The sequence below is a fragment of the Deinococcus koreensis genome (genome assembly GCF_002901445.1).
Lineage (GTDB): Bacteria > Deinococcota > Deinococci > Deinococcales > Deinococcaceae > Deinococcus > Deinococcus koreensis.
Genome location: NZ_PPPD01000001.1, coordinates 2,275,001 through 2,299,002, shown reverse-complemented (window position 1 = coordinate 2,299,002; position 24,002 = coordinate 2,275,001). Strand labels below are relative to the sequence as shown.

18 protein-coding genes (1 of these 18 cut by a window edge) are annotated in these 24,002 nt (G+C 67.5%); 9 read left to right on the top strand and 9 right to left on the bottom strand.

What is annotated here, in order from left to right; genetic code table 11:
- Positions 1-2: 2 nt before the first annotated feature.
- A complete protein-coding gene (locus CVO96_RS10900; RefSeq protein WP_103312258.1) occupies positions 3-2,537 on the bottom strand; it encodes a G8 domain-containing protein in 2,535 nt (844 codons plus the stop codon).
- A gap of 210 nt (positions 2,538-2,747) precedes the next feature.
- On the opposite strand from CVO96_RS10900, the gene CVO96_RS10895 reads away from it, so the two are divergent.
- Both CVO96_RS10895 and CVO96_RS10890 read left to right on the top strand, forming a co-directional pair.
- The gene (locus CVO96_RS10895; RefSeq protein WP_103312257.1) at positions 2,748-4,157 is read left to right on the top strand and encodes a nicotinate phosphoribosyltransferase; all 1,410 of its coding nucleotides are present in this window, start codon (positions 2,748-2,750) and stop codon (positions 4,155-4,157) included.
- Between the two features lie 350 nt (positions 4,158-4,507).
- The gene (locus CVO96_RS10890) at positions 4,508-5,164 is read left to right on the top strand and encodes a hypothetical protein (protein ID WP_103312256.1); all 657 of its coding nucleotides are present in this window, start codon (positions 4,508-4,510) and stop codon (positions 5,162-5,164) included.
- A 59-nt stretch (positions 5,165-5,223) separates the two neighbouring features.
- Here CVO96_RS10890 and CVO96_RS10885 read toward each other — a convergent pair whose 3' ends face one another.
- A complete protein-coding gene (locus CVO96_RS10885; protein ID WP_103312255.1) occupies positions 5,224-5,916 on the bottom strand; it encodes a hypothetical protein in 693 nt (230 codons plus the stop codon).
- Between the two features lie 348 nt (positions 5,917-6,264).
- On the opposite strand from CVO96_RS10885, the gene CVO96_RS21095 reads away from it, so the two are divergent.
- From CVO96_RS21095 to CVO96_RS10870, 3 genes are read left to right on the top strand one after another with little or no spacing between them, the layout of a single operon-like run.
- Positions 6,265-6,768, top strand: coding sequence for a hypothetical protein (locus CVO96_RS21095; RefSeq protein ID WP_165795275.1), 504 nt, complete (start codon positions 6,265-6,267; stop codon positions 6,766-6,768).
- Complete coding sequence (locus CVO96_RS10875) at positions 6,765-7,355, top strand: nicotinamide mononucleotide transporter family protein (RefSeq protein ID WP_103312254.1); 591 nt, start codon at positions 6,765-6,767, stop codon at positions 7,353-7,355. The genes CVO96_RS21095 and CVO96_RS10875 overlap by 4 nt, the downstream gene beginning before the upstream one ends.
- Positions 7,348-8,340 (top strand): AAA family ATPase, encoded by a 993-nt coding sequence (locus tag CVO96_RS10870; RefSeq protein ID WP_243398296.1) that lies wholly within the window; start codon positions 7,348-7,350, stop codon positions 8,338-8,340. Before CVO96_RS10875 ends, CVO96_RS10870 begins: the two co-directional genes overlap by 8 nt.
- A 10-nt stretch (positions 8,341-8,350) precedes the next feature.
- Here the strand turns inward: CVO96_RS10870 and CVO96_RS10865 are convergent, their stop codons facing one another.
- Positions 8,351-8,713, bottom strand: a complete 363-nt coding sequence (locus tag CVO96_RS10865) for a cupin domain-containing protein (RefSeq protein WP_103312253.1) — start codon at positions 8,711-8,713, stop codon at positions 8,351-8,353.
- A 40-nt stretch (positions 8,714-8,753) separates the two neighbouring features.
- On the opposite strand from CVO96_RS10865, the gene CVO96_RS10860 reads away from it, so the two are divergent.
- The 3 genes from CVO96_RS10860 (at position 8,754) to CVO96_RS10850 (ending at position 14,302) form a co-directional block, all read left to right on the top strand.
- Positions 8,754-9,566 carry a class I SAM-dependent methyltransferase gene (locus tag CVO96_RS10860; protein WP_103312252.1) on the top strand — a complete coding sequence of 271 codons (813 nt, stop codon included), beginning with the start codon at positions 8,754-8,756 and terminating at the stop codon, positions 9,564-9,566.
- Between the two features lie 96 nt (positions 9,567-9,662).
- Entirely contained in the window at positions 9,663-10,430 is a 768-nt protein-coding gene (locus CVO96_RS10855) for a TM2 domain-containing protein (RefSeq protein ID WP_103312251.1), read from the top strand.
- Positions 10,431-11,233: 803 nt separating this feature from the next.
- Entirely contained in the window at positions 11,234-14,302 is a 3,069-nt protein-coding gene (locus CVO96_RS10850; protein ID WP_103312250.1) for a DUF11 domain-containing protein, read from the top strand.
- A 320-nt stretch (positions 14,303-14,622) separates the two neighbouring features.
- Here CVO96_RS10850 and CVO96_RS10845 read toward each other — a convergent pair whose 3' ends face one another.
- Positions 14,623-15,012 carry a helix-turn-helix domain-containing protein gene (locus tag CVO96_RS10845; protein WP_103312249.1) on the bottom strand — a complete coding sequence of 130 codons (390 nt, stop codon included), beginning with the start codon at positions 15,010-15,012 and terminating at the stop codon, positions 14,623-14,625.
- Between the two features lie 292 nt (positions 15,013-15,304).
- Between CVO96_RS10845 and CVO96_RS10840 the strand changes: the two genes are divergently transcribed.
- Positions 15,305-15,556: a hypothetical protein gene (locus CVO96_RS10840; protein ID WP_103312248.1), complete on the top strand. Its 252-nt coding sequence runs from the start codon at positions 15,305-15,307 to the stop codon at positions 15,554-15,556.
- Between the two features lie 308 nt (positions 15,557-15,864).
- Here CVO96_RS10840 and CVO96_RS10835 read toward each other — a convergent pair whose 3' ends face one another.
- The 5 genes from CVO96_RS10835 to tgt all read right to left on the bottom strand — a co-directional run.
- Positions 15,865-17,391, bottom strand: coding sequence for a carboxypeptidase M32 (locus CVO96_RS10835; protein ID WP_103312247.1), 1,527 nt, complete (start codon positions 17,389-17,391; stop codon positions 15,865-15,867).
- 87 nt (positions 17,392-17,478) lie between these two features.
- Positions 17,479-18,732 carry a bifunctional folylpolyglutamate synthase/dihydrofolate synthase gene (locus tag CVO96_RS10830; protein WP_103313425.1) on the bottom strand — a complete coding sequence of 418 codons (1,254 nt, stop codon included), beginning with the start codon at positions 18,730-18,732 and terminating at the stop codon, positions 17,479-17,481.
- A gap of 80 nt (positions 18,733-18,812) precedes the next feature.
- Positions 18,813-19,757 carry a manganese-dependent inorganic pyrophosphatase gene (locus CVO96_RS10825; protein WP_103312246.1) on the bottom strand — a complete coding sequence of 315 codons (945 nt, stop codon included), beginning with the start codon at positions 19,755-19,757 and terminating at the stop codon, positions 18,813-18,815.
- A gap of 116 nt (positions 19,758-19,873) precedes the next feature.
- The gene (locus CVO96_RS10820; RefSeq protein WP_103312245.1) at positions 19,874-22,984 is read right to left on the bottom strand and encodes an S-layer homology domain-containing protein; all 3,111 of its coding nucleotides are present in this window, start codon (positions 22,982-22,984) and stop codon (positions 19,874-19,876) included.
- Positions 22,985-23,304: 320 nt separating this feature from the next.
- Positions 23,305-24,002: the 3' portion of a tRNA guanosine(34) transglycosylase Tgt gene (gene tgt, locus CVO96_RS10815; protein WP_165795274.1), read on the bottom strand. Its footprint extends 457 nt past the window's final position; 698 of the gene's 1,155 nt are visible here — the last part of the coding sequence; its start codon lies beyond the right edge, outside the window; the stop codon is at positions 23,305-23,307.

Genomic DNA, 24,002 nt, shown 5'->3' with positions numbered 1-24,002 from the left:
CCCTACCTGCACAGCGCCGCCGCGCAGACGTCCACCACGGCGTATTCGCGGTCTTTCTGAACCACCAGTTTCAGGTGCAGCGTCCCGCCCTCCAGCGCGTAGGCGTCGCCGCTGGAGGCGTCCAGGTCGGCCAGGGCGACCTTCTTCAGGCGGTTGCGCTCGTCCACCCACCAGTCGCGGTAGAGGATCGGCTCGCTCCCTGTCCCAACGGCACTGGCGGGGAGGGTCAGGCGCAGGGTGTCGCCGGGTGCGCGGTCTCCGAAGCCCAGGCGCAGGTGGCGCGAGGCGGCGGCGGGGGCGAAGGCATAGCTGCCGCCCAGGCGCACCGAGGTGTGGAAGGACGTGAAGTTGTCGGGCGTGCCCGTCAGCTCCACGCTGGCCCCACGGACGTTGGTGGCGCGCACCGGGCCGATCCTGCCATCCGTCACGTCGTCCAGCCAGAAGCGGGCGTACTGCCCCCCGCAGACGCTGGCGTTCCACTCGGCGCGGGCCGAGCAGTCCGGGGCGTCCCGCAGCAGGGCGCTGCCGGTCACGGACAGGCCGGGCGTGCCGGTCACCGAGCCGTCGGCGTCGAGGAAGGTCGCGGCCTTGTCGCCATCCTTGTCGGCCTGGGCGTCTGGGAGGTAGACGCGCCGGGAGTCGTCGAGCCAGGTCAGGCCACGGGCGTCGTTGCCGGGATTCAGGGCGAAGGCGTTGCGGTAGAGGTAGCCCAGCCCGCTCGCCTGCCGCACGGCATTGGGCTGGAAGGCGCTCAGGGCGGTGGTCTGGATGCTGACGTGCCCGTCGTAGAACTGGAAGCCGCGGATCGGGAAGTCGGCCTCCCAGGGGCGGGGCAGCGAGCGGCCCCCGACGCCAGTCTTCTCCCACGATTCCGGCTGGCCCACGTTCGCCGTCTCGCCGATCAGCAGCGAGTCCTTCATGACAGTCGTGTCCGAGGCGAAGGTCGCGCCCACGGCGTTGTCGGCCAGCACGGCGCCGGACAGGGTGTGGTGCTCGCCGCGCAGCCACACGCCCTGATCGCGCTGCTTGTAGGCCGTGAAGCGCGTGAAGGCGGCGGGGGCGGGCGCGGACTTCTCGTCGGCCGGGTTCACGCGGGGCATGTAGTACGTGGTCTCGGTGTGGCTCCCGTCGGCCTGGGCGCCGTGGTCGACGTTCAGGCCCCGGTCGCCGCTGTGGGCCACGTTGCCGGAGAACTCGCCCAGCGGCGTGCGGCGGTTCCAGATGCCCGCGCCGGTGGCCGCCGCCAGCCCGGTCGGGTGTTCGGGCAGCGCGTACCAGAAGCCGGTGCCCTGGATGCCCGCCGCCACGTTGTCCTTCACGGTGTTCGCCGGGTTGGTGATCCAGTAGCCCGACGGGTTCTTATCGCTGTCCAGCAGCGGCGTCTCGCCGCGCGCCTTGTCCGGGCGGCGTACCAGCGTGATCAGGTTGCCGCTGATGGTATTCCCCGTCTCGTTGCCGTCTTCCAGGAACAGGCAGTGGCCCACGCTGTCGTGGGTCACGTTGTCCTGCACGCGCAGATTACTGGTGCCGTGGACGACCACACAGCGGTTGAAGACCTCGTGGACACTGTTGCCCCGGAAGTACGACGTGGCGGCGTCTCCCATCTGGTGGAAGTGCATGCCGTAACGCCGCAGCGTGTTGCGCTGCCCGACCCGCGTAAACTCGGTGCTCTCGATACGCGCCGCACTCTTCCCCATGACCATGACGTGCGCGCCCAGGCCCGACGCGGAGGCGTCCTCGCCCGCCCCGATGCGGATAGTGCGGGTCAGCAGGCCGACCTCGGCGCGTTCGTGCAGGGTCAGGCCGGCCTGCGTGGTGCTCTGCGCCCAGTGGGTGTACTTCAGCCCGGTAGCGAGCGTGACCGTGCTGCCGGACACCCGCTGCACGACCACTTCCTCGGTCTGGTTCGGATTGAAGTCGGTGCTCGCCAGCGTCAGGGAGCTGCCCGGCGCCCAGTCGGGGGCACGCTGCAGGGTCAGGGTGCGGCTGCCGGCGGGGGCGGTGCTCTCCAGGCGCGTCCAGGCCAGCTTCGGGGCGCCGTGCAGTTCCAGCGTGCCGTCCATCACGCCCAGCACGCGGTCGCCCATGCCCATCACGTCCTCGCCGGGAGTGGTGTTGGTCATCACGATCTCGGCCTGGTGCGTGAAGGGCCTGCCTTCGCTGCCGATCCGCAGTTCGCCGTGCACCATCACCCACTCGGAGGTCAGGGTCAGATCCTGATCCGCGAATTCGAGGGCTGTTCCCGCTGGAATGGTCAGGCCCGCGAGCGCCGGGGGCGAGACGTCGAGGATCACCCGCCTGCCGCTGGGCAGGGTGACCTTCTGACCCGCGGTGGGCACCGTGTCGCCCCAGGTGGCCGGGTCGCTCCATTTCGTCTGCGGCAGGTTGGCCGTGGGGCTGGGCGCAGGCGACGGCGCTGAACCAGGGGTGGGCGTGCCCTTCGGCGCAGGCGAGGTAGTGGGCTCGGCGTTCGTGCCGCCGCAGCTGAGCAGCAGGGTGCACAGGAGCGCTGCAGGCAGAAGTCGGGGAACGGTCATGAAGGGAGCCTAAATGAACGACGGGTCGGCTGCTGTGAAGGACTTCTCACCACCCCTGAGATGAGAACGCGCTCCAGAACGGCCTTCACCCGCAGTCAGAGGGCATGGATCGGAATCCTGATTAGCAAGATCGACCGCCGCGGCTCATAGTTTTCATAATTAGATTCTGGATTATGAGTCCATAGCAGGCGCCATCCTAGGAGGCACATCATGACCACTCTCCAGACCCCGCAGCCCCCGCTCCTCAGCGACGACAACCTGATCCTCGACACCGACAGCTACAAGAGCAGCCACTTCCTGCAGTATCCGGCGGGCACCACGCGGCTGTTCAGCTATCTGGAGAGCCGGGGCGGGCGCTATCCGGTCACGCGCTTCTTCGGGCTGCAGTACCTGCTGGATCGCTACCTGACCCGCCGGGTGACCGCCGCGATGGTCGAGGAAGCCCGCGCGCTGATCGAGGCGCACGGCGAGCCCTTCCCCTACGAGGGCTGGATGCGCGTGGTCAACGTGCACGGCGGCCGCCTGCCGCTGGAGGTACGTGCCGTGCCGGAGGGGACGCTGGTGCCCATCCACAACGTCCTGATGAGCGTGACCAACACCGATCCCGAGCTGCCCTGGCTGGTCGGCTGGTTCGAGACCATGCTGATGCGGGTGTGGTACCCGGTCACGGTCGCCACGCAGAGCTGGCACCTGCGCGAGATCATCCGCGCCGCGCTGGAGAAGTCCAGCGACCGCGCCGCCGAGGAACTGCCCTTCAAGCTCCACGACTTCGGTAGCCGGGGCGTGAGCAGCCGCGAAAGCGCCGGCATCGGCGGCCTCGCGCACCTCATCAATTTCCAGGGCAGCGACACGCTGGAGGCCCTGCGCGTGGGCCGCAACCACTACGGCAGCGACATCGCCGCCTTCTCCATCCCCGCCGCCGAACACAGCACGATCACGAGCTGGGGCAAGGAGCACGAGGTCGACGCCTACCGCAACATGGTCGCCCGCTTCAGCAAGCCGGGATCGGTGTTCGCCGTGGTCAGCGACAGCTACGACCTGAAGAACGCCATCAACGTCCTGTGGGGCGACACGTTGAGGCAGCAGGTCATCGACGCGGGCGGCACCCTGGTCGTGCGCCCGGACAGTGGCGATCCCCCCGCGATGGTGCGCCTCGCCGTGAACGCGCTGGCCGCCAAGTTCGGCACGACCACCAACTCCAGGGGCTACAAGGTGCTCCAGCACGTGCGCGTCATTCAGGGCGACGGGATCGACGAGGCCACCATCCGGCAGATTCTGGGCAACCTGGACGTGGACGGCTTCAGCGCCGAGAACGTGAGTTTTGGCATGGGCGGCGCGCTGTTGCAGAAGGTCGACCGCGACACCCAGCGCTTCGCCTACAAGGCCAGCGCGGGCCTGATTGACGGCGAGTACCGGGGCATCTACAAAGACCCCGTGACCGATCCGGGCAAGCGGAGTAAAGACGGCGTGCTGGATCTGGTGCTGGAGAACGGCCGCATGGTCACGAAGGCGTATAAGACCTTCGACACGGACTTTCCCGGAAGCCTGATGCGAACCGTGTACCGCGACGGGGAGATGCTGGTGCGGGACACGTTGGAAGAGATTCGGGGGCGGGGGTGATTTTCATATTATCTACAATATTGTCAAGCAATCTGAAAAAACAGATTCTGTCTCCATTAAAGGATAAAATGCGCTCCCCGATTGATCTCCCAATCATTCTTACATTAGGCGTCCCGCCTACACTTACCCTTCTCGCTTCACATTATATATGTGGAAAGTCGTGGGAGAGCTCTACGTATCTCCTTATCGTAGTAGCCATGACAGGTCTACCAGTTTGGGTTTGGGTTGGAAATATAGGGATGAAGTCTACACGCGAATGGCAGTCGTGGGCAGTATTTACCATATTTTATTTGTTGCCCGCAATCGCTCTCCCATTCGTCTGATACATATAAGCGCCCAGCGAGATATCCATGAACGCCCTCACCCCCCTCCTCCCCATCCTCCAGACCCTCGAACCGCTGGGCCTGCCTTCTTCATCCCTGCACGGCTGGTACGCCTACGCCAACCAGAAACAGGCGGCCCGGCTCGCCCGGCACCTCGAATCTGAACTCCGGGACATCCACCGCGAGTTCTCCCAGATGGTCGATCACGCCTACCTCTCCTCCGATGCCTTCCAGGCGAACGTGGTGCAGGCGGTTCGCGCCGCCGAGATGGCCGAGTCGGAAGACAAACTCCGCTTCATCGCGCGGGCGCTGGCCGGGTGCGTGCTGAGCTTCCCGCCGCCCGCGCTGGACAAGTTCCAGACCATGCGGATCATCGAGGGCATGTCCGACCGGGAGTTAAGCGTGCTCGCGGGCCTGTTTGACCTGCTCGACCCGATCAATCCGTATGCAGACAGTATTTCCGTAAACAGCACCGCGACCGTGGCGGGCCTGACCCGGCAGGAGTTCGGGGCCGCGCTGCTGGGGCTGGGGCAACTGGGGTTGCTGAACAGGGAGACGCTGACAGATCGGGATAGGGAGTGGACGGAGACGCCCGCCCACTCTGGATCGGGCTTCGCCTGGAAGCTGACCGCTCTGGCGCGGCAGGTGGCGGTGCTCAGCCGGATTGGAGGGGAGGAACTGTGACAGCCCGCATTCCCGGCCGTGACTCCGAATACCCCGTCCCCCGCCTACCCCGCTCCTCTCTACGGCACGTAGCGGAAGGGCACGGAGTTCGTGGTGCTGAAGGTGTAGCAACTGGCGACCGGGCATCTCAGGGTGACGTCCACGAACCCGGTTCCAGCAGGGGCGACGGCGGTGATGGTGTAGCGTTCCTCGCCGCTGAGGATCTGCACCGGGGGTGTGACCGAGGTGGCCCTGGCCGCGCCAAAGTACACGTCGGGCAGGGTGAATCCTGCGGGGGTGGCCGGGTTGTAGGTCAGGTTGCCGTCGAAGGCCAGGGTGACGGTGGTGCCGCCGGTGATCAGGCCACTGGTGGGGTAGGCGGTCAGCAGGTACACGGTGGGCCTGGGAGTCGGCTGCCGGAAGGTGTACACCCCGGCATTCACCTTGCCGTTCGGGGTGCTCACGATGACCGGACGGCGCCCGGCCCGGTTCGGCGGAGCGGTGACGGTCAGAACCGTGCCGGCAGAATTGATGTTCAGGGCGGTGCCGGGCCCTTCCCCACCGAAATCCAGGGTGGCGCCCTGCAGGTTCGTGCCGACGATGGTAACGGTGGTGGGCAGGGGGTTGGCGTTGGTGCCGTTCTCGACCTGCCCGGAGAAGATCGTGGCCGTCGGGACGGGCGAGAGGGGCAGGGGCAGGCCCCCGCAGGCGGAGACGGCGAGCGTCATCAGCGTCAGTCCGAGCGGGCGGGCGATTCGGTGGTGGGCGGTCATGGTTCCTCCAGTGCCGGGAACCGGCCAATGAAGAGCGCACGTACGACGCCGAACGCAGCGCCCAGACCCTTGGGGAGGGCACCTGGGGCCACTGTACTCCCGCGGGTGCCTTCGCCGGCACACGCCCCGGCCACCGTGTCGGGGCCCGACAGGAGGTTTTCCTATGAAGTCCACTTTCAGTATTCAGTGTGGCGGTTCCGCGGCCCTGCAGTCCCACGGCAACTTCGGCCGGCGCAGAGCGTTCCGGTGACGGCCTTCCCGTCCCGCTCCTGGGATGTTTTCCTCATCGGCGGCGCGTCCGGCGTGGGCAAATCGTCGGTGGCTGGAGCCCTGGCGCGACACTTCGGCGTGGCACTGGCCGAGGCGGACGATTTCGACGTGCTGCTGGAGCACCTGACCACCCCAGAACAGCAGCCCGCGTTGCACTACTGGCGTACGCACCCTGACTTCTTCTCGCTCAGCGTGGACGAGATCGTGGCGGTGACCGTCGAATCGTCGCGGGCGCTGCGGCGTGGGCTGGTGGCGGTCATTCTGGATCGCCTGGAATGGGGTCGGCCTGCCGTGCTCGAGGGCAATTACCTGACACCCGAGCTGTGGGACGAGCCGGAACTGCGGCCGCATGTGCAGGCGGGGCGGGTGCGGGGCGCGCTGGTGCTGGAGCCGGGGCGCGAGCAGCTGCTCGCCAACTTCCTGGGCCGCGAGCCGGACGCCGGGCCGCAGGCGCTCCGAGCCGACGTCAGCGTGGCCTACGGGCGGTGGCTGGCCGCAGAGGCGCAGGCGCGCGGCTTTCCCGTGCTGGAGGCCCGCCCCTGGCACACGGCGGCTCAGCGGCTGCTGGAGGTGGCCTCATGACCCTCTTCGGCCTGACCATCCCTTCCCTGGCGCTGGACGCCACGGGCGGCCTGTGCGTGCTGGTGGCGCTGTATTTCTTGTTCGCCAAGCGCCGCGCGTACTGGCACTGGAGCAACGCCAGCGTACTGCCCTACTTCCTGCTGTTCGTGGCGGGGGGCGAGTGGATGCTGGCGGGGCTGCAGGTCTGTTACCTGCTGTTCGGCCTGCACGGGCTGTACCTGTGGTGGCTGGAGGAACGCCGCGACCGGGGCGAGCTGAAATTCAACGAGGCGGCGTGGTACGGCGTGACCTGGGCCGCCAGCGGGCTGATCTTCGCCCTGACCGTGTATGTCACGGACTTCTCGGCGACCTGGAACTGGGTGCAGTTCGCGGCGGTCACGCTGTCGCTGATCGCCAATTTCGGCACCACGCGCCGCTGGGCCTGGAGCTGGCCGGTGTGGGTGCTGGTGAACGCCGTGCAGGCCGTGTACTACTGGCACACGGGGTACTGGGTGCTGTTCGTGCTGCAGTTCGTCCTGGGGGCCATGAGCCTGCACGGCTGGCGCGTGTGGCGCCGGGACGAAGCGCGGGAGGTCGCGTTTGCCTGAGGGCCGCCACGGCCTGATCGTGGGCAAGTTCGCGCCGCTGCACCGGGGGCACATGCTGGTGCTGGAGCGGGCCCTGGCCGAGTGCGGGCAGGTCAGCGTGTGGGTCTACTCGCGCCCGGACTTTCCGGACATGCCCAGCCCGGTTCGGCGGGGCTGGATCCGCGACCTCTACCCGGCGCGGCTGTATCCGGGGCTCCATCTGCTCCCCGACGCCCCGAATCCGCCCCTGAACAGCGAGCCGGGCGAGGTTCACCGGGCCTACGTGGGCGGCGTGCTGGAGGGCTGGAGCGTGCGCCCGGATGTGGTCTACACCTCCGAGGACTACGGCGAGGCGTTCGCGACGTCGCTGGGGGCAGCGCACGTCTGCGTGGACAGGGCGCGCGGGGCCGTGCCCATCAGCGGCACGCGGCTCCGGGCCGATGTGCACGCGCACCGGGCGTTTCTCGATCCGCACGTCTACGCCCATTTCGTGCAGCGCGTGGTGATCCTGGGCGCCGAGAGCACCGGCAAGAGCACCCTGACCCGCGCTCTGGCGCAGGCCCTGGGCACGAGCTGGGTGCGCGAGTACGGCCGCGACGTGTACGAGCGCGAGCAGGGCATGCTGAGCCCGGAGCACTTTCTGGAGATCGCCCACGGGCACCGGGCGCTGGAGGACGAGGCCGCCCGCGCGCCCGGCGTAAACCGCTGGGTGGTCTGCGACACCCACGCCGCCACCACCCTGATGTGGTCGTATCTTCTGACCGGCACGGCCCTGCCGGAATTACACGCCCTGGCCGACGAGTGCCGCGCCCGCTACGCCCACACCTTCCTGTGCGACACGGATCTTCCGCACGAGCAGGACGGCTGGCGGGCGAACACGGAGGTGCGGGGAGTGCAGCAGGCCTTCATCCGGCAGGAGCTGGGCACGCGCGGGGTGCCGTATACGGTGCTGCGCGGCACGGTGAGCGAGCGGGTCGCACAGGTGCAGGCGGTGCTGGGTTCCTGACGCTGGGAGCCTAAGGGCCGTATTCCTCGTCCGTCACGTGCCGGAGCCAGACCGTCTCGCCCGCCTGGATGGCGAGGTGGGTCATCAGGGCGTCGGGCGCGGCGCCGTGCCAGTGTTCCTCGCCGGGGTCGATCTGCACCACGTCGCCGGCCGTGACGTCGAAGGCGGCCGCGCCGCGCTGCTGCACCCGGCCCCGCCCCGCCAGGATCAGCAGGGTCTGGCCCTGCGGGTGCGTGTGCCAGGCGGTGCGGGCGCCGGGGGTGAAGGTCACGCGCACGATGTCCGGCGCCTGGGGCTCCATCCAGACCTCGCCCGTGAAGAAGTCACCGGGCGCGGCGCGGGCCGTGAAGGCGTGGCTGGGAATGTGTTTCATGGCTGCAGCGTACGCCCGGGGCGCAGGCGTACAGTGAACCATGGACACCCTGGGGGAACGGGAACGGCACAACCAGCGACAGTTCGATGGCCTGGCGGCCTCGTACGACCGGATGGGGTTTCTGGCCCTGACGGCGCAGTTCCTGGCCGGCGCGGTGAAGGTGCAGCCTGGAGACGCCGTGCTGGACGTCATGACCGGCACGGGCCACGTCGCGCTGGCCCTGGCCGGGGCCGTGGGGCCGTCCGGCCGGGTGGTGGGCGCCGACCTGTCGGCCGGGATGCTGGAGGTCGCGCGGGCCAAGGCGGCGGGCCTGGAGCAGCTGTCCTTCGTGCAGGGCGACGCCTGCTCGCTGCCCTTCGCGGACGCCTCCTTCGGCGCCGTGGTCTGCGCCTCGGGCCTGTTCTTCGTGCCGGACATGGTCGCGGCGCTGCGCGAGTGGCGGCGGCTGGTGCGGCCGGGCGGCGAGGTGGTGTTCTCGTCCTTCGGGCCGGGCCTGATGGGTGACCTGCCAGGGCGCTGGCGGGAGCGGCTGGGCCAGTACGGCGTCACACCGGGCTCCCCGCCCCTGGGCCGTATCCCCACCCCGGAGGCCGCGCAGGAACTCCTGCAGAGCGCCGGCTTCGCTCAGATCCGTGTCAGCCTGAGCGCGCTGCCCTACACGCTGGCCTCCCCGCAGGCGCGCTGGGCCGACATCGAGGCCGGGCTGGAGGGACAGCCGCTGGCCACCTTCACGCCGTCCCAGCAGGCCCGGATCCAGGCGGAACACCGGGCGGATATCGCGCCCCTGTTCGCCTCGGGGCCGTATACCGTGCCCGTGCCGGTGCTGGTGGCGCGCGGCGTTCGCGGCGACTGAGCGGGAGCGGGGGCGGGAGGTCGGCAGGACAGCCCGCTGCCGGCTCCCGCTTTTGGTGGACGGAACCCGGTACTGTGTCTGGGCGTACTGTAGGGTATGTCGAATCCTGAAGATCCCGCCCGCTCTGATCGCCCGGCTTCTCAGGGCACCGCGTCCCAGAACAGCGCCGCGCCCTCCTGGGTCGACGAGGTGCTGGGGGCCTCCCGCAGCGCGCCGGCCCCGGCTGTAGCGCCCACGCCCCCACCGCCCCCGGCAGCCAGCCCAGCGCCGACGGTGGCCCCGGCCTCCCCTCAGCCGACCGCCACCTCCGGCTGGCCCGAGGATCTGCGGATTCCGGAGCCGGCCGCCCGCGCCCCCGCGCCCGCCCCGGCCGCCCCCACCGCCTACGCGGATGACGACTGGGTCTCGCGCGCCACGGGCGCCCAGGCGAAAAATCCCAGCCTGCCCACGGGGCCGGCGGTTACGCCCAGCCCGGTGCGCAGCGAACTGGACTCGCTGGGCGACACGGCGCGCCACGCCCTGCAGCAGGTGCAGACCTCGCTCGGCTCCAGCGACGTGTCCCAGAAGAAGCTGATCGCGGGGCTGCTGGGCATCATCCTGGGCAGCCTGGGCGTCCATAAGTTCTACCTGGGCATGACCACGCCGGGGCTGATCATGCTGGGCGTGAACGTGGGCGTCTGGGTGCTGGCCCTGCTGCTCGGCCTGGTTACGCTGGGGGTGGGCCTGATCGTCACCATTCCCCTGGCCAGCCTGGTCAGCGGCGCGATCGGGCTGCTGGGGCTGGTCGAGGGCATCCTCTACCTGACCAAATCCGACGCCGATTTCCAGCATGACTACGTGGTGGGCAAGAAGTCCTGGCTCTGAGCACTGCTGCTCGATCAAACGCCATGTGGATACCAGCGCAGACACGCTGAGCCGCGGGGAGCCCCAAGGGAAGGGACGGCGCGTCTGGCCCGTCCCTCTGTGCTGCACGCCCACGGGCACGGCGCCGCTGGCCGACCTGCCGATGATCGCCCGCCTTCAGAGGAGATACACGGCGCGGCTCTTCCGTCGCGGGTAGAGCGATCCGGACACCGGCGCCTCCCGGTCGCTGCGAAGCGCCGGGGGCCAGAGTCCCTGTGGCCGCGTCGCCCAGATCCTCTAGTCGCCAGGAGGTGACCCCTCTGGCACGCCACACCGGAGTCCGTGACCAGCCGTATCCAAACAGATACATGCCGATCTGTTGAATGTTGAGATGTTTCACATGTACCTACATCAGTACATCCCATGAGTTCATGAACCCATCTTCATTAAGACAACTTCTCTCGTGCCGAACACGATTTATGGCCCTACTGGCCCCTCCCGCCTCCTACTGAATGAGATTCGTGTCGCAGAAAAATGAAATCCTGTGAAGAATCTCTCACCATCGGATATCGGGCAGTCCCTACAGTACTGTCACAAACTTAACATTGGCAGAGGGAGGTGGATATGAATTTCCCCCCCGGATAACCCCATCCTCTCCGGTCGCTCGAATCGGAGTGGAGGATTGGTCTGTCGTTCGTTAGTTCACTTGTATTGAAATTCTGGATAACTCAGTTCATGAGTGACGTCTACCTTCTTGGGTGGCGTTTCTGTTGACTCATGGGGTCAACATGGATTTCTCATGGCTGAGGAGGGGGGGGCCCTTTATGCAGCACTTCAAATATCTCGGTCTGGCTCTGACTGGCGCGCTCGTTCTCTCGGCCTGTGGCAGCACCAACACGCCCCAGACCAAGCTCCCGGAGTCGGGCTCGAAGCCGCCGCCAGTCGCGCAGCCTCCGGTGGTCACGCCGGTCGCCGGCTGCGCCACGCTCACGGTCAATCTGCAGAACGTCACCGCGGTGGGGGGCACGGTGGCGGCTCCGGTCAGCGTGAAGAACGCGGCGGGCGAGACGGTCTTCTCCGGCACAGCCGTGGCCGGCAAGAAGCTCTCCGCGACCTTCCTGGCCGGCAAGTACACCGTGATCGGGCACCAGATGCAGGGCTACCAGGCGCCCAACACGCCGCAGTCGGTCAGCCTCGACTGCACGGCCAACAAGGATATGGCCGTCACCCTGGAATACCGCGCCGCCCAGGCCGCCCAACAACAGGTCAAGAGCATCGCCCTGAGCGGCGACGCCCCCGTGAGGGACGTGAGCGGCGCCGCCCTGCCCGGGGTCAAGGAAGCGAACATCAACAAGGACGTGATGCTCTACGCGGCCCAGACCGAGGAGCCGGTGCTGGTGCAGATGATCGTGCGTGACGCGGCGGGTGCGCCCGTGGCCGGCGCGCGGGTCAGCGTCTCGGCCGACAGCGACTCGATGAGCGTCGTGGCGGGGCATGTGCAGGCGGGGGCGGCGGCCACCACCTCCGGGATCACGGCCCAGGCGCTGATGGCCACGGCCTTCTCGGACGCGGAGGGCATCGTGCGCTTCACGGTGTACGCCACCAGCGCCCCCTCGCAGGGCACGCCCGTGAAGTTCGTGGTGAGCGCGACCGACGGCGCCGACGCGCCCACCAGCGCCGCGCTCGCGGAATTCAAGATGTTCTTCGCCAACATGAGCCACCTCTACTACCAGGGCGACACCAGTTTCGGGGCCAGCGACACCATCCCCAGCAAGCAGCGCCTGGGCGGCAGTGTCGGCTCGTTCGAGAACAACTGGTTCAACACCAACCAGCGGCTCCACACCTTCGGCACGGTCGCCTTCACCAAGCAGCCCGAGGCCGGCCCCTACCCGGTGGGCGGTGAGCAGTTCCCCGGCTACGTGAAGTACACGCTCGAGCCGGTCGCCGGACAGGAATCGGATCTCCAGCGCCTGTTCCTGACGACCAACGCCAGCGCGATCAGCGGGGCAGGCAAGGTGACGGCGAACGGCGGCCAGAACGTCTATCTGCGCCCGGCCCTCGACCTGACGGCCCAGGAGCTGCCGCTCACGACGAACGTGCGGGCCGAGTACTACTACCGCGTCCGCTACGGCAACACCGACTACGACTTCCTGCTCAAGAGCTACCTCTTCACGAAGACCTTCAGCGGCGCCGTGCTGGACATCGAGAAGACCGGGCCGAGCATCATCACCTGGACGGGCTTCAGCCGCCCGACCCCGGCGCACGATCCCTACGCGCCCGATGACGTCAACCTGCCTCCCCGCCTCGACGACGGCAGCCGCACCGCGACCACCGAGGACAATTTCACGGTCGGCAAGACCTACACCTACCAGATCCGGGTTCGCAACACCTCGGGCACGGCCGCCCGCAACGTCACGGTGCGCGACGAACTGCCGGCCGAACTGGGCTACGTGCTGGGCAGCGCCCGACTGGTCGATGCAGCCGGCGCGAATGCCGGCGCCGTGGCCGGCGACTACGACCTGAACACGCACACCATCGACTTCAACGAGATCGGTGATCTGGCCGCCGGAGCCGAACTGCGGATCGCTATCGACGTGTACGCGCGCCAGAAGCCCGGCTACGCCTGGAACGACAACAACCGCGACGGCAACGCCGACCCCGTGAGCGGCCTGCAGGGCGCCTACGGCATCACGCCACCTGAAACCTCGGCGAACCTGAACACCGAGTACGAAGACCCCTACGACATCAAGAACCGCGCCAAGGCCACGGCGAGCAACGCGGCCGAAGTCGATACCTACAAGTACATCAACGTGGTGCGCCCGGTCGCCCGCATCACCAAGACGGCGCTCGATCCGGAAGTCGTGACCAACCAGCAGGCCGAGTTCCTGATCAACGTGGCGAACTTCGACCGCTCGACCACCAGAGAACTCGACCCGCGCATCCGCACGGCCTACGCTCAGCTCAAGAGCCGCTTCCCGAACGAGTACAGCCAGGAAGGCTTCCTGTACAAGGCGCGCATCGAGGACACCTACGGCCCCGCCTTCAGTGGCCCGGTGGCCCGCGACGAGCAGGGCAACATCATCCCGCTCGAACGGCTCGACCAGGTGAACGCCAACGACCGCCGCGTCGGCCTGGATCTCGGGACGCTGCAGATCGGCGCCTCGCGCACCATCCGGATGGCGCTGCGCGGGGAGGTCGTGGGCGCCCGCAACTTCAACTGCGTGCGGCTGTTCGGCTGGAACCTCAACCAGATCTTCCGGGGCAACGAGTCCGAATACCTGCAGTTCGAAGGGCCGGCGGGCACCATGTCCAGCCAGTACGCCCTCGACCAGGGCCGCAACTTCCTCGAAAGCTGCGATTACGTGGATATCGTGGGCAAGCCGGCCTGGGGCCGTGACCTGTGGGATCACGTCCTGAGCGCCGAGGAATTCGACCGCGACAACGGCACGGACGCCTACCCGGTCGGCTCGCAGTACGTGTACGACATGTACTACGACAACGAGGGCACCACGAGCGCGACCAACGTGTTCGTCGACGCCGCCCTGCCCCGGATGGCCAACCTGATCAGCAGCTCGTCGATCTACATCGGCTTCTGGACGGACTTCCTGAGCCAGGATCCCACCAACTCGCTGCAGCTGCATCAGGTCGATCTGCGCGATTCCTCGACCTGGACGTTCACCGTCGGTGATTCCACCGTGACGGTGGTGCCCAGCGACGATCGGCGCAGCTTCCGCTTCCACGTCGACAACATGGAGCCCGCCGAGCGCATCGGCTTCGAGTTCGGCGTCGTGGCGAGCCAGAAGGGCGACGACCTCTTCCGCACCTCCATGACCTGGGATCAGGGCAACGGCCGCAAGCTGGACGACAGCGAGCACACCTTCATCACCGACTGACACGGTCGGCTGACAGAAAGCGCTGACCCCGGGGGTGCCCTGGGGTCAGCGGAGGGGGGCCAGAGGAAGGGCAGGAGCCGGTGCCCTTCCCCTCTGGCCCCTGCCAGGGGTTCGCCGGGATGCAGACGCTGGGCCGACAAGCTCCGTGGCAGGGCTGGAGCAATGAAAAGAAACGCACGAGTGAGTGCGTTTCTTTCATGTTGTCGATCTGTATGTGCTGTGCCAGAACAACCCTTGAGTCCGGGATGCGCTGGACATCACTGGAAGCTCGTCAGATCCTCCACCCCATCCTGCCCGGTCGAGCTGACGAGGGTGTGGAATCAGTTGAGGATGCGTTTCAGGTGCAGGTAGATTTCGTACCAGTCCTGCTTGTCGCGGGGACGCTTGCCGCGCAGTTCGATGCGCGACAGGGTGCGAACCCAGTCCGGCGTGATCTGCGGGCCCAGCGTGGCGTCGGCCACCAGATCGGCCAGACCCTTGGGCAGGGCGCCCTCGGTGGACGCGCCGTAGAACTCGACGCCTTCGAGCAGGTCGTGCACCGTGATCACGTAGGCACCGGCGAGGGTCTGGAGGGTTTCCAGACTGGGGTTGGTGCGGCCACGTTCGAGGTCGCTGAGGTACGGGACGCTGATCCCGGCGGTCTCGGCGACGTCTTTGAGCCGCAGCCCGCGTTCGCTACGGAGTTCGCGGAGTCGTTCGTGCAATTTCATGTGTCACCTCCTTGGCTGCGGCGTGGCCTCACCTCCTGAAGTGCGCGCTGGGCGCTGTGTTCAGAGGGCGTGCTGCCTGGGCACCCCTTCTGTCCGACGTTTGCCTGTGGGCAGAATCGGGGAGCCTTGATCGGAGTGTAACACCGCTTTTCAGTACGGTCAATACAGAATGCGGGGGGGTGAATTCTTGCAAGTACCCGGACGCTCTGCTATGATCGTAATCAGAAGAGGAATTTGTCTCGCATCTGCACCCCACCCGCCTCGCAGCCCACCGGCTGGAAGGAGTTCCCCCATGCGCGCCCTGGACACCATCGCACAGAGCATCCGGCTCGGCCATGCCCACCCCACCAACATCCTGAACACCCTGATCGAGGTCGAGAACGAGGGTGGACTGGGCGCCGTGCGCCGCATCGAGCGCCAGCTCAGCCTGGGTACCAGCGCCCTGCGTGACCGCCAGCACCCCCACAGCGACATGGCCCAGACTTGGCTCGGCGCCGCCCGCGCCTACCTGATCACCCAGGCCGAACGCAAACAGGCGGTGTAAAGGCAGAGGGTTCAGGGCGCCCACGGGTTCGCTGGACGCCCTGCCCCCCCATCCCCACTGCGCCAGCCGGAGGATCAAGGATGAACCACCCGCCGACGCCCGCCCCGAAGCGGCCCAGTGGCCTCCGCGCCTTCCCATCAGACCCGGCGCCTGTCCCAGGGCCCGTGGTCACAGTGGTCACGGACGCCTGCTCATCCCGCCCGGTCTCCCCCACCCCGAAACCGGCGATCCGTCTGCCCTGAACAGCTGGAAAGCGAGCGGCCCAGACAGTGACTCTGGGCCGCTCGCTCGTGCTCACTTCCTGTGGCTCACTCCAGACCGTAGATGGCCCCGTACTTCTCGTGCAGGTAGGCGACGTACGGATCGGCGCTGAGCGGGCGGCCGGTGGCCCGCTCGGTCAGTTCGCCGGGAGTCAGGCTGCGGCCGTGCTGGTGGATGTGCTGGGCGAGCCAGGCCAGCAGCGGGCCATAGTGGGCCTCCTGAAGGCCGGCCGCCACCGCCGTGTCCTGCCTGGCGGCCTCCAGCAGCTGCACGCTCAGCAGGTTGCCCAGCGAGTAGGTGGGGAAATAGCCGATCAAGCCCGCGGACCAGTGGATGTCCTGCAGCACGCCCTGAGCGTCGCTGGGGGGTGTCAGGCCCAGGTACTCCTGCATCTTCGCGTTCCAGGCCTCCGGCAGCTCGGCCACCTTCAGCGTGCCGTCCAGCAGGCCCAGCTCCAGCTCGAAGCGCAGCATGATGTGGAAGTTGTAGGTGACCTCGTCGGCCTCCACGCGGATCAGGCTGGGCTTCACGCGGTTCACGGCGCGGTAGAGCGTCTCTGCGTCCAGGCCGGCGGTGACCTCAGGGGCCGCGCCCTGCAGCTCGGAAAAATAGCGTCCCCAGAAGGGGCGGCTGCGGCCCAGCAGGTTCTCGAACATGCGCGACTGGCTTTCGTGCACCCCCAGGCTGGCGCCGCGCGACACGGGGGTGCGCTCCCAGAGCTCGTGCACGCCGCGCTCGTACATGGCGTGCCCGGCCTCGTGCCAGGTGCCGAAGAGGCAGGCGGGCCAGTACTCCTCGACCCGCGTGGTGATGCGGATGTCGGAGCGGCTGAAATTCGACTGGAAGGGGTGCGCGCTCTCGTCCTGCCGGGCGAAGCTGGACTTCAGGCCGAAGGCCTCGCCCGCCACGCGCCACGCGAAGGCCTTCTGGGCCTCCCCCGGGAAGGGCCGCGTGAGCACGGAGTAGTCCGCCGCGTCCCCGGCCGCCGTGATGCGCCGCAGCAGGGGCAGCGTCCGGTCACGCAGATCCGCGAACACGCTCCGTACCTGGGAGACCCGCATCCCCGGCTCGTAGCTGTCCAGCAGGGCGTCGTAGGGGTGCTCCTCGTAGCCCAGCAGGTCGGCCTCGCGCCGCGCGAAGTCCATCATAGTGCTCAGGTGCGGGGCGAAGGCAGCGAAATCGCTGCGCTGACGGGCATCCAGCCAGGCGTGGTGCGCCTCGTTCTGGGCCCGCGAGCGCTCCTCGACGAAGCTCGTGGGCAGGCGGGTCGCCTTGTCATAATCGCGCTGCGCCACCCGCACGACCGCCCGGTCGGCCTCGTCCTCGGGCTGCGCCTGGGCCAGCAGTTCCCCGGTGCGCGGGTCGGTGAACAGTTCATGGGCCAGCCCCGCCAGGGTCGAGAGCTGCAGCCCCCGCACCCGCGCCGCCTCCTGGGGCATCATCGTCTCCTGCTCCCACGACAGCAGGCTCTCGGCGGCGTGCAGGTCGGACACCTGCCCCAGACGGCGCCGGAGGTCGGTCAGGGCGGGAGCGCTGGGGGCCGGGGCGCTGGCAGTGGATTCGCTGATGGTCATGGGGCTCAGCGTAGCGCCGCGCCCACGCTGGGGCCAGTGGACTACGCCATTCGGCTCAGCCGGGCCGGGGGGCGACTGCCAGTGGAGCTATTGCCAGCGCTCGCGCCCCTCGGTGGCCTCACCCAGCAGCAGGGGCCGCACCTCACCGATCAGGTACAGGCTGCCGCAGACGAGGGCCAGCGGCTCACCCAGGCCTGCCAGCGCCGCCAGTGCCTGGGCCGGGCCGGACGTCCGGCTCACGGGCACGTCGGGGAACAGTTCAGCCAACGCCGCCAGGTCGGCGGCCCGTGGGCTGAGGGCCGACCGGGTCAGGATCACGTGCGACGCCAGGGGCCGCAGCGCCTGCGCCACCCCCCCGATATCCTTGTCGCCCGCCGCGCCGAACACCACCGGCAGCCGGCCCACCCCCAGGCCCCGCAGCGTGTCGGCCAGCGCCCGCGCGCCCGCCGGGTTGTGCGCGCCGTCGAGGATGATCCGGCCGCCCGGGCCGGGCAGCACCTCCAGACGCCCCGGCCAGGACACGGCCGCCGCCCCCTTCCGGATGGCTTCCCGCGACGCCCCCAGCCTGAACGCGGCCGCCGCTGCCAGCGCCGCGTTGCGGGCCCCGTGCTCCCCCATCAGCGGCGTGTGCAGGCTCAGCGTCTGGCGCGGCAGGCTCAGGCTGAGCTCCGAGCCGTCCCAGCCGAACGACTGGATCTGGAGCCCCACGTGCCAGCCCAGAGCCCACAGATCGGCGCCGCGCCCCTGCAGGATGGGCAGCAGGGTCATGTCCACGCCCGTGACCGCCGGCAGCCCCGCCCGCAGGATGCCCGCCTTCTCGGCGGCGATCGCCTCCAGCGTGTGCCCCAGCACCTCGGTATGATCCAGATCGACGGTGGTGATCACGCTGAGCACGGGTTCCAGCGCGTTCGTGGCGTCCAGCCGCCCGCCCAGCCCGACCTCCATGACCGCCACCTCCGTCCCGGCCTGCGCGAACAGCAACGCCCCCAGAACGGTCACGATCTCGAAGAAGGTGGCCTCCAGTTCCTCCGCGACCGGCCGCAGCCGGGCCAGCGCCGCCGCGACGGTGGCCTCTGGCAGTTCCTGGCCGTCCACCCGGAAGCGCTCCGTGAAGCGCGTCAGGTGCGGGCTGGTGAAGAGGCCCACCCGCCGACCGTCGGCGCTCAGCATGGCGGCCAGCGTCGCGGCGGTGGAGCCCTTGCCGTTCGTTCCACCGACCAGGACGACCCGGAAGCTCTGCTGCGGGTCGCCCAGCCGGGCCAGCAGGGCCCGTACCCGTTCCAGACCGGGCCGTACCCCGAAACGCTGCCGCGCGAACAGCCAGCCCAGATGATCGTCCAGAGTCACGCCCTGCAGGATAGACGGCTGAGAAGCACAGACACGAAGGGCCGGACATCACGCCCGGCCCTGATGGTCTCGCCTCAGCTCACTGGGGCGAAATGCGCCTCCAGCGTGGGCACGATCTGTTTTTTCCGGCTGATCAGGTGACCCAGGTCGGCCACCTGATTCTGACTGGCCACTCCGAACGCCTCCGACACGGCCTTGTCCTCCGTGGCGCTGAGGATCAGCGTGCGGTTCGTCTCGTTCAGGATATCGATCACGCTGAGCAGCACCCCGTTCAGCCCGTCCTCGGCTTTCGCCTTATCCATGGCCGCCAGCAGTTCGGCCTGACGTCCGAACACGTACGCCGGGTTGGTGGTCTCGATGACCCCCAGCCCCCAGCGCTGGGGCTGGGCCGCGTCTCCGAAGGGGAAGACCTTGTAGTCCATCCTGAGCAGCTGATCGGCGGGCGTATCGCCCAGATCGCTCTTGGCCGCGAACATGGCGAGGGCGTAGGCTTCAACGTCCTGCACACCAGCTACCGGCGCCAGGAACTCCACGGCGTCGCGGTCGGCCTGGGTGGTCGTGGGGCTGCGGAAGTGCAGCGTGTCGCTCAGGATGGCACTCAGCATCAGCCTCGCGTCGGTGGGCTCGACCTTCAGGCCGGCCTCGCGGTGGAGCCCCAGCAGAATGGTACCCGTGCAGCCCACCGGCTCGAAGCGCAGGTAAGGCGGCTGCGAGGTAGTCAGGTCACCCAGCTTGTGGTGATCCACCACCCGGGTCACCACCAGCTCCGCCAGATTCGGCACCGACTGGGCACTTTCGTTGTGATCCACCAACGCCACCTCGGTGCCCGCCGCCAGTACCGGAAGCAGTGGCGGCGCCTCCAAACCCGCCTCGCGCAGCACGAAGGGCGTCTCGAAGTTCAGTTCGCCCAGACGGTAGGCCTGGGCTTCCACCCCCTGCCGGGAGAGCAGACGGGCGTACACCAGCGCGGAGGTGACCGCGTCGGTATCGGGATTCAGGTGACCAAACACAGGCAACATGGCCCGAGTCTAGCGACTTTCTCAGCCCACAGGCACCACGGGCAGAGGCACAGCGCCGGGACATGGAAAAACCCCCGCGCGTGGCGGGGGCTTCTCCGGGTGGGTCAGAACCTGGGTTAGAAGTTGACCTTGTAGTTGATCTTGAAGACGGAGCCACGCTCGCTGGTCGGAGTCGTGACGTTGTTCAGGCTGAGGTTGCCCATGCCGTAACCGAAGGACAGATCGTAGTAATTGCCTTCGACGTACAGCAGGTTCTGGCTGACGGTGGCGCCACCGTTGTTCTGGTCGATGAACGCGCCAGCGGTGTTGGAAGCCGAGTCGTAGGGCCGGTAAGCGCGGTTCGTGCCGTTGTAGCCAGCGTAGTACACGGCGAGCTTGGTGTTGGGCAGCAGGAACTCGTTCATCTTCACGCCGACCAGGTACTTCAGGCCCGTCGAGGTGTAGTCAGCACCAGCGGCCGCAAAGTCATGGCTGCGGGTGTAGTAACCGACCTGAGCTTCCACGCTGGGCTTGAAGATCACGTTCAGCGGATCGCTGACGACCTTCACGCCGAAAGCAGCGGCGGTGCTGCTGAAAGCGGTGGGGTTGGCAGCCAGATCGGCGGCCGTGTAGCCGTCGTTCGCGAAAGCACCCTTCACATTAACGTTGGCCACGCCGAACTTGGCGCTGTACAGGGCGTCACCGTAGAAGAAGGTGTTGCTGTAGCTGTTGCCAGTGTTGCGGTAGCGCGAGGCGTAGCCCAGGCGCAGATCGAGGTTCTTCACCAGCGCGTTGGCATCCTTGCCGTTATGGCTGACTTCGACGCCGAACTCGCTGTAGCAGTTCTTGTCCGTGAAGCTGCGCTGCGTGAAGGTCAGTGCGCCACCAACGCCGTCCAGATCGGAACCGGCGATGGATGGGTGCTGATCCGCGCAACCTTCCTGGTTAGTGAACTCGTTGTCCACCAGCGTGAAGTTGCTGTTGTACTTGCCACGGGCGAACAGGCCAGCGTCACTCTGGGTGCGCGTACCGTTGATAGCCACGTTGCGGTAGTACGCGCCGATGGCCAGGCCGAGGCCGGGGGTCACGTCGCCGCGCACGTTGTAGCGCACGCCCGCCTGACCCAGAGCGTTCTCCATGTGCTCGTAATAGCCACCACGGACAGTCACCAGATTGAACAGGCTGACCTTGGCCGCGGCGCCACGCTGCACGACCGCGCCGGCAGCCGTTGCGGGGCTGAAGGGGCTGAGACCGAAGTCGACCTTGTTATCCAGGTAGGCGCCCACGGCCACGGGGCCAAGGCTGCCACCGACCTTAAAGCCGAAGCCGGTCTGGTTGGCGGCGTAGGGAGCCGTGCTGCCGTTGTCGCCGTCCGTGGGGTTGGCTTCAGAGATGCCCGCGACCTTGTCGTAGTTGGTGCTGATGGTGCGGTAGTTGAGGTCGTAGACCTTCACCGGACCCAGGCTGCCAGCGGTCTTGGCGTAGAAAGCGGTCTCCTGCTCAACCGCAGGAGTAGCAGCGAAGCGGTTGGGAGACACACGGCTCATGGCGTATTCGCTGTCGAGCTGCCAGCCCGCAACCGTGCCGTGCAGGTCGGCGCCGAACGCGGTGACGTCGTTGGGGGTGCCAGCGGGTTGACCGAAGGCGTCCGCACCTTCCTCGAGCACCTGCAGGCCAGCCTTGAGGGTGCCCACTGGGGTGATGGTGGCGCGCACGCCACGGTAGTACAGGTTGTCGCCATTGGCGCCGCCGCGGCTGCCGTACACGAAGTTCAGGGTGGGCTTGAACGCCCCAATCACGGGAACGGTGCTGCCGTCGACCAGCACGTTGAAGCCGTCGCCGCGACCCGTCTTGTCGTTATCGCCGAGGTAGTCGGCAAACTTGAACTTCAGGCCCTTGCCGAAGGTCACGACCACAGGCGCATTGCCCACCGTGAAGTTGGCAGTGGCGTTGTTGAAGTAGAAGAACAGGGGACGGTAGATGTTCTTGGTGTCGGGATCGCGCACGTCAGGATAGAACGACGTCGCGGGCACGTCGTCAGGCGTACCGAACACACCATCCGGGCCTGCGCTCGCCGAGCCGGAGGGGAAGCCCGCCTGCACGCCGAAGCTCAGATCCACGCTGTTCACATTCAGGCCGCCAGCACTGGGGACAAAGGCGCCCGTCGTCGCGCTGGTCGCCGTGCCGAACTTGCCGCTGTTGCTGAAGTTGATGGACAGGCTGATGTCGGTCTTGCCCTCGACACGCACGGCATTGCCCGTGGTCGCGGTCGTGCCGTAGTTGCCGGCACCGCTGAAGCCGTAGTAGTTGGCAGCGTCGTTGACCACAAGCACGCGGCCATTGGTCAGGTCGGCGTAGTCGACCGCAGTGTCCTTGGTGTCGCCGTCGCCGTCGTCACCCTTACCGAACACCGTGCCCGCGATGAGGCGGTCGACATCCATGTTGCGCGTGCTGCGGGCCACGTAGTAGGTGGCGCCCAGGCTGGGCTTGATGGAGAAGGCGTACTTCTCGAGCTGCGTGACGCGGTTGTCCAGGCTCGTGACCTTGGTTTCCACGACGCCCACGCGGCCGGAGAGGTTGTCGAAGTCGGCGCGGCCGACCAGATCGGCCTGCGCGGCTTCCACGGCGCTGACGCGATCCTGCAGGTTCAGGATGTCCTGGTTCAGCAGCACGGTCAGGTCGTTCAGGGCCGCGATGGAGCTGGCGCTGTCGTCGACATCGGCACGCAGGGTGTCGTAGTCATCGGCGCGGGCGGTCAGCTCGTCGATCTGGCCCTGCAGGGCGTTGAGGGCTTCAGCGTCGCCCTGCGAGGCGGCGATGGTCTCGACGCGCTCTTCCAGGCGGGTGAAGTCGTCGCGGCTCACGGCGTTCTCTTCCAGGTCGCTGACGCGCACGCCCAGGGCGGCGAGGTCGGCGGCGAGTTCCTGGATAGCGTTCTGCAGCGCCGCTAGGGTGTCGGCGTCGATGCCGCTGGCAGGCACTTCGCCCGTGCGGATCTGATCCAGCAGGCGGGCGATGATGACGGCCGCCTCGTAGCGGGTCAGGTTCTGCGTGCCGCGGTAGGTGCCATCCGGGTAGCCGAGGATGATGCCACGGCTGACCAGCTTATCGATGGCGTCCTTGGCCCAGTGACCGGCGGGAACGTCGGTCAGCGAGGGCACCTGGGTCGCGCTGGCGGGAGCATCCGTCTGGGCGGACGCCATGCCGAACGACAGTGCGGCGGTGAGAACAAGCAGGCTTTTCTTCATATGGAACCCCCAAAAAATGTCGCGCGCGGGGAACAGTCCGCAGTGCTGAGCATGACGTTGGGGCGAGTTGCCGGGTTTCCTCTCCCAGTGGTGATCGCCGCTTCGTGTTCCGTTCACGCAACCTGACTTTCAAATCCGAATGGTTTCGAAGAAGTCAGATCAGCCGGATGATACCCGTATGAATAACCTATGGTCAACCCTGAGAGGCCGATAAATGCGCGATTTTTCGCTCAGAACCCCATTTCTGACCGATCTGTGAAGGAATTCTGGGCCGGGTTATCGAAGGGTTTTCCTGTGCGCCGTGCGGCAGAAAGCTTCCTCTATGATGAAGCCGACCCTGCTTCCAGGGCCTTCTGGAACCATTCAGGTATTGCCCCCTTGAAATAGCGTTCACCCCAGGTCTGGGCCCAACCGGCCAGACTCTGGCTGGCGATGGCCTCCCGCGCCCGCTCGACCAGACGGTGCAGGTAGCGCAGGTTATGCAGGGACAGCATCCGGGGCCCTAGCATCTCCTCCGCCTTGACCAGGTGGGCCAGATAGGCGCGCGTGTAATGACGGCAGGCGTAGCAGTCGCAGTTCTCGTCGATCGGCCGGAGTTCACTCCGCGGCGCGCTGGAATTGAGGTTGAGCCGGCCATCGTCCGTCAAGGCGTAGCCGAAGCGGCCCGTGCGGGTGGGATAGACGCAGTCGAACATATCCACGCCAACCGCGATCCCGGCGATCAGGTCTTCCGGGTGACCCACGCCCATCAGGTAACGGGGTCGGGCTTCGGGAAGGCGCGCCGCCGTGAAGGCCACCGCCGGATACATCTCGGCCTTGCTCTCCCCCACCGCCAGCCCCCCGATGGCGAAGCCAGGGGTGTCGAAGGGCAGCGTGAGTTCCAGGCTGCGTTCCCGCAGATCCAGATGGATTCCCCCCTGCACGATGGCGAACAGGGCCTGTTCCGGCCTCGACTTGACGGTGAGGCACCGGTCGAGCCAGCGCACGGTGCGCTCCAGACTCCGCAGGATGTAGTCGC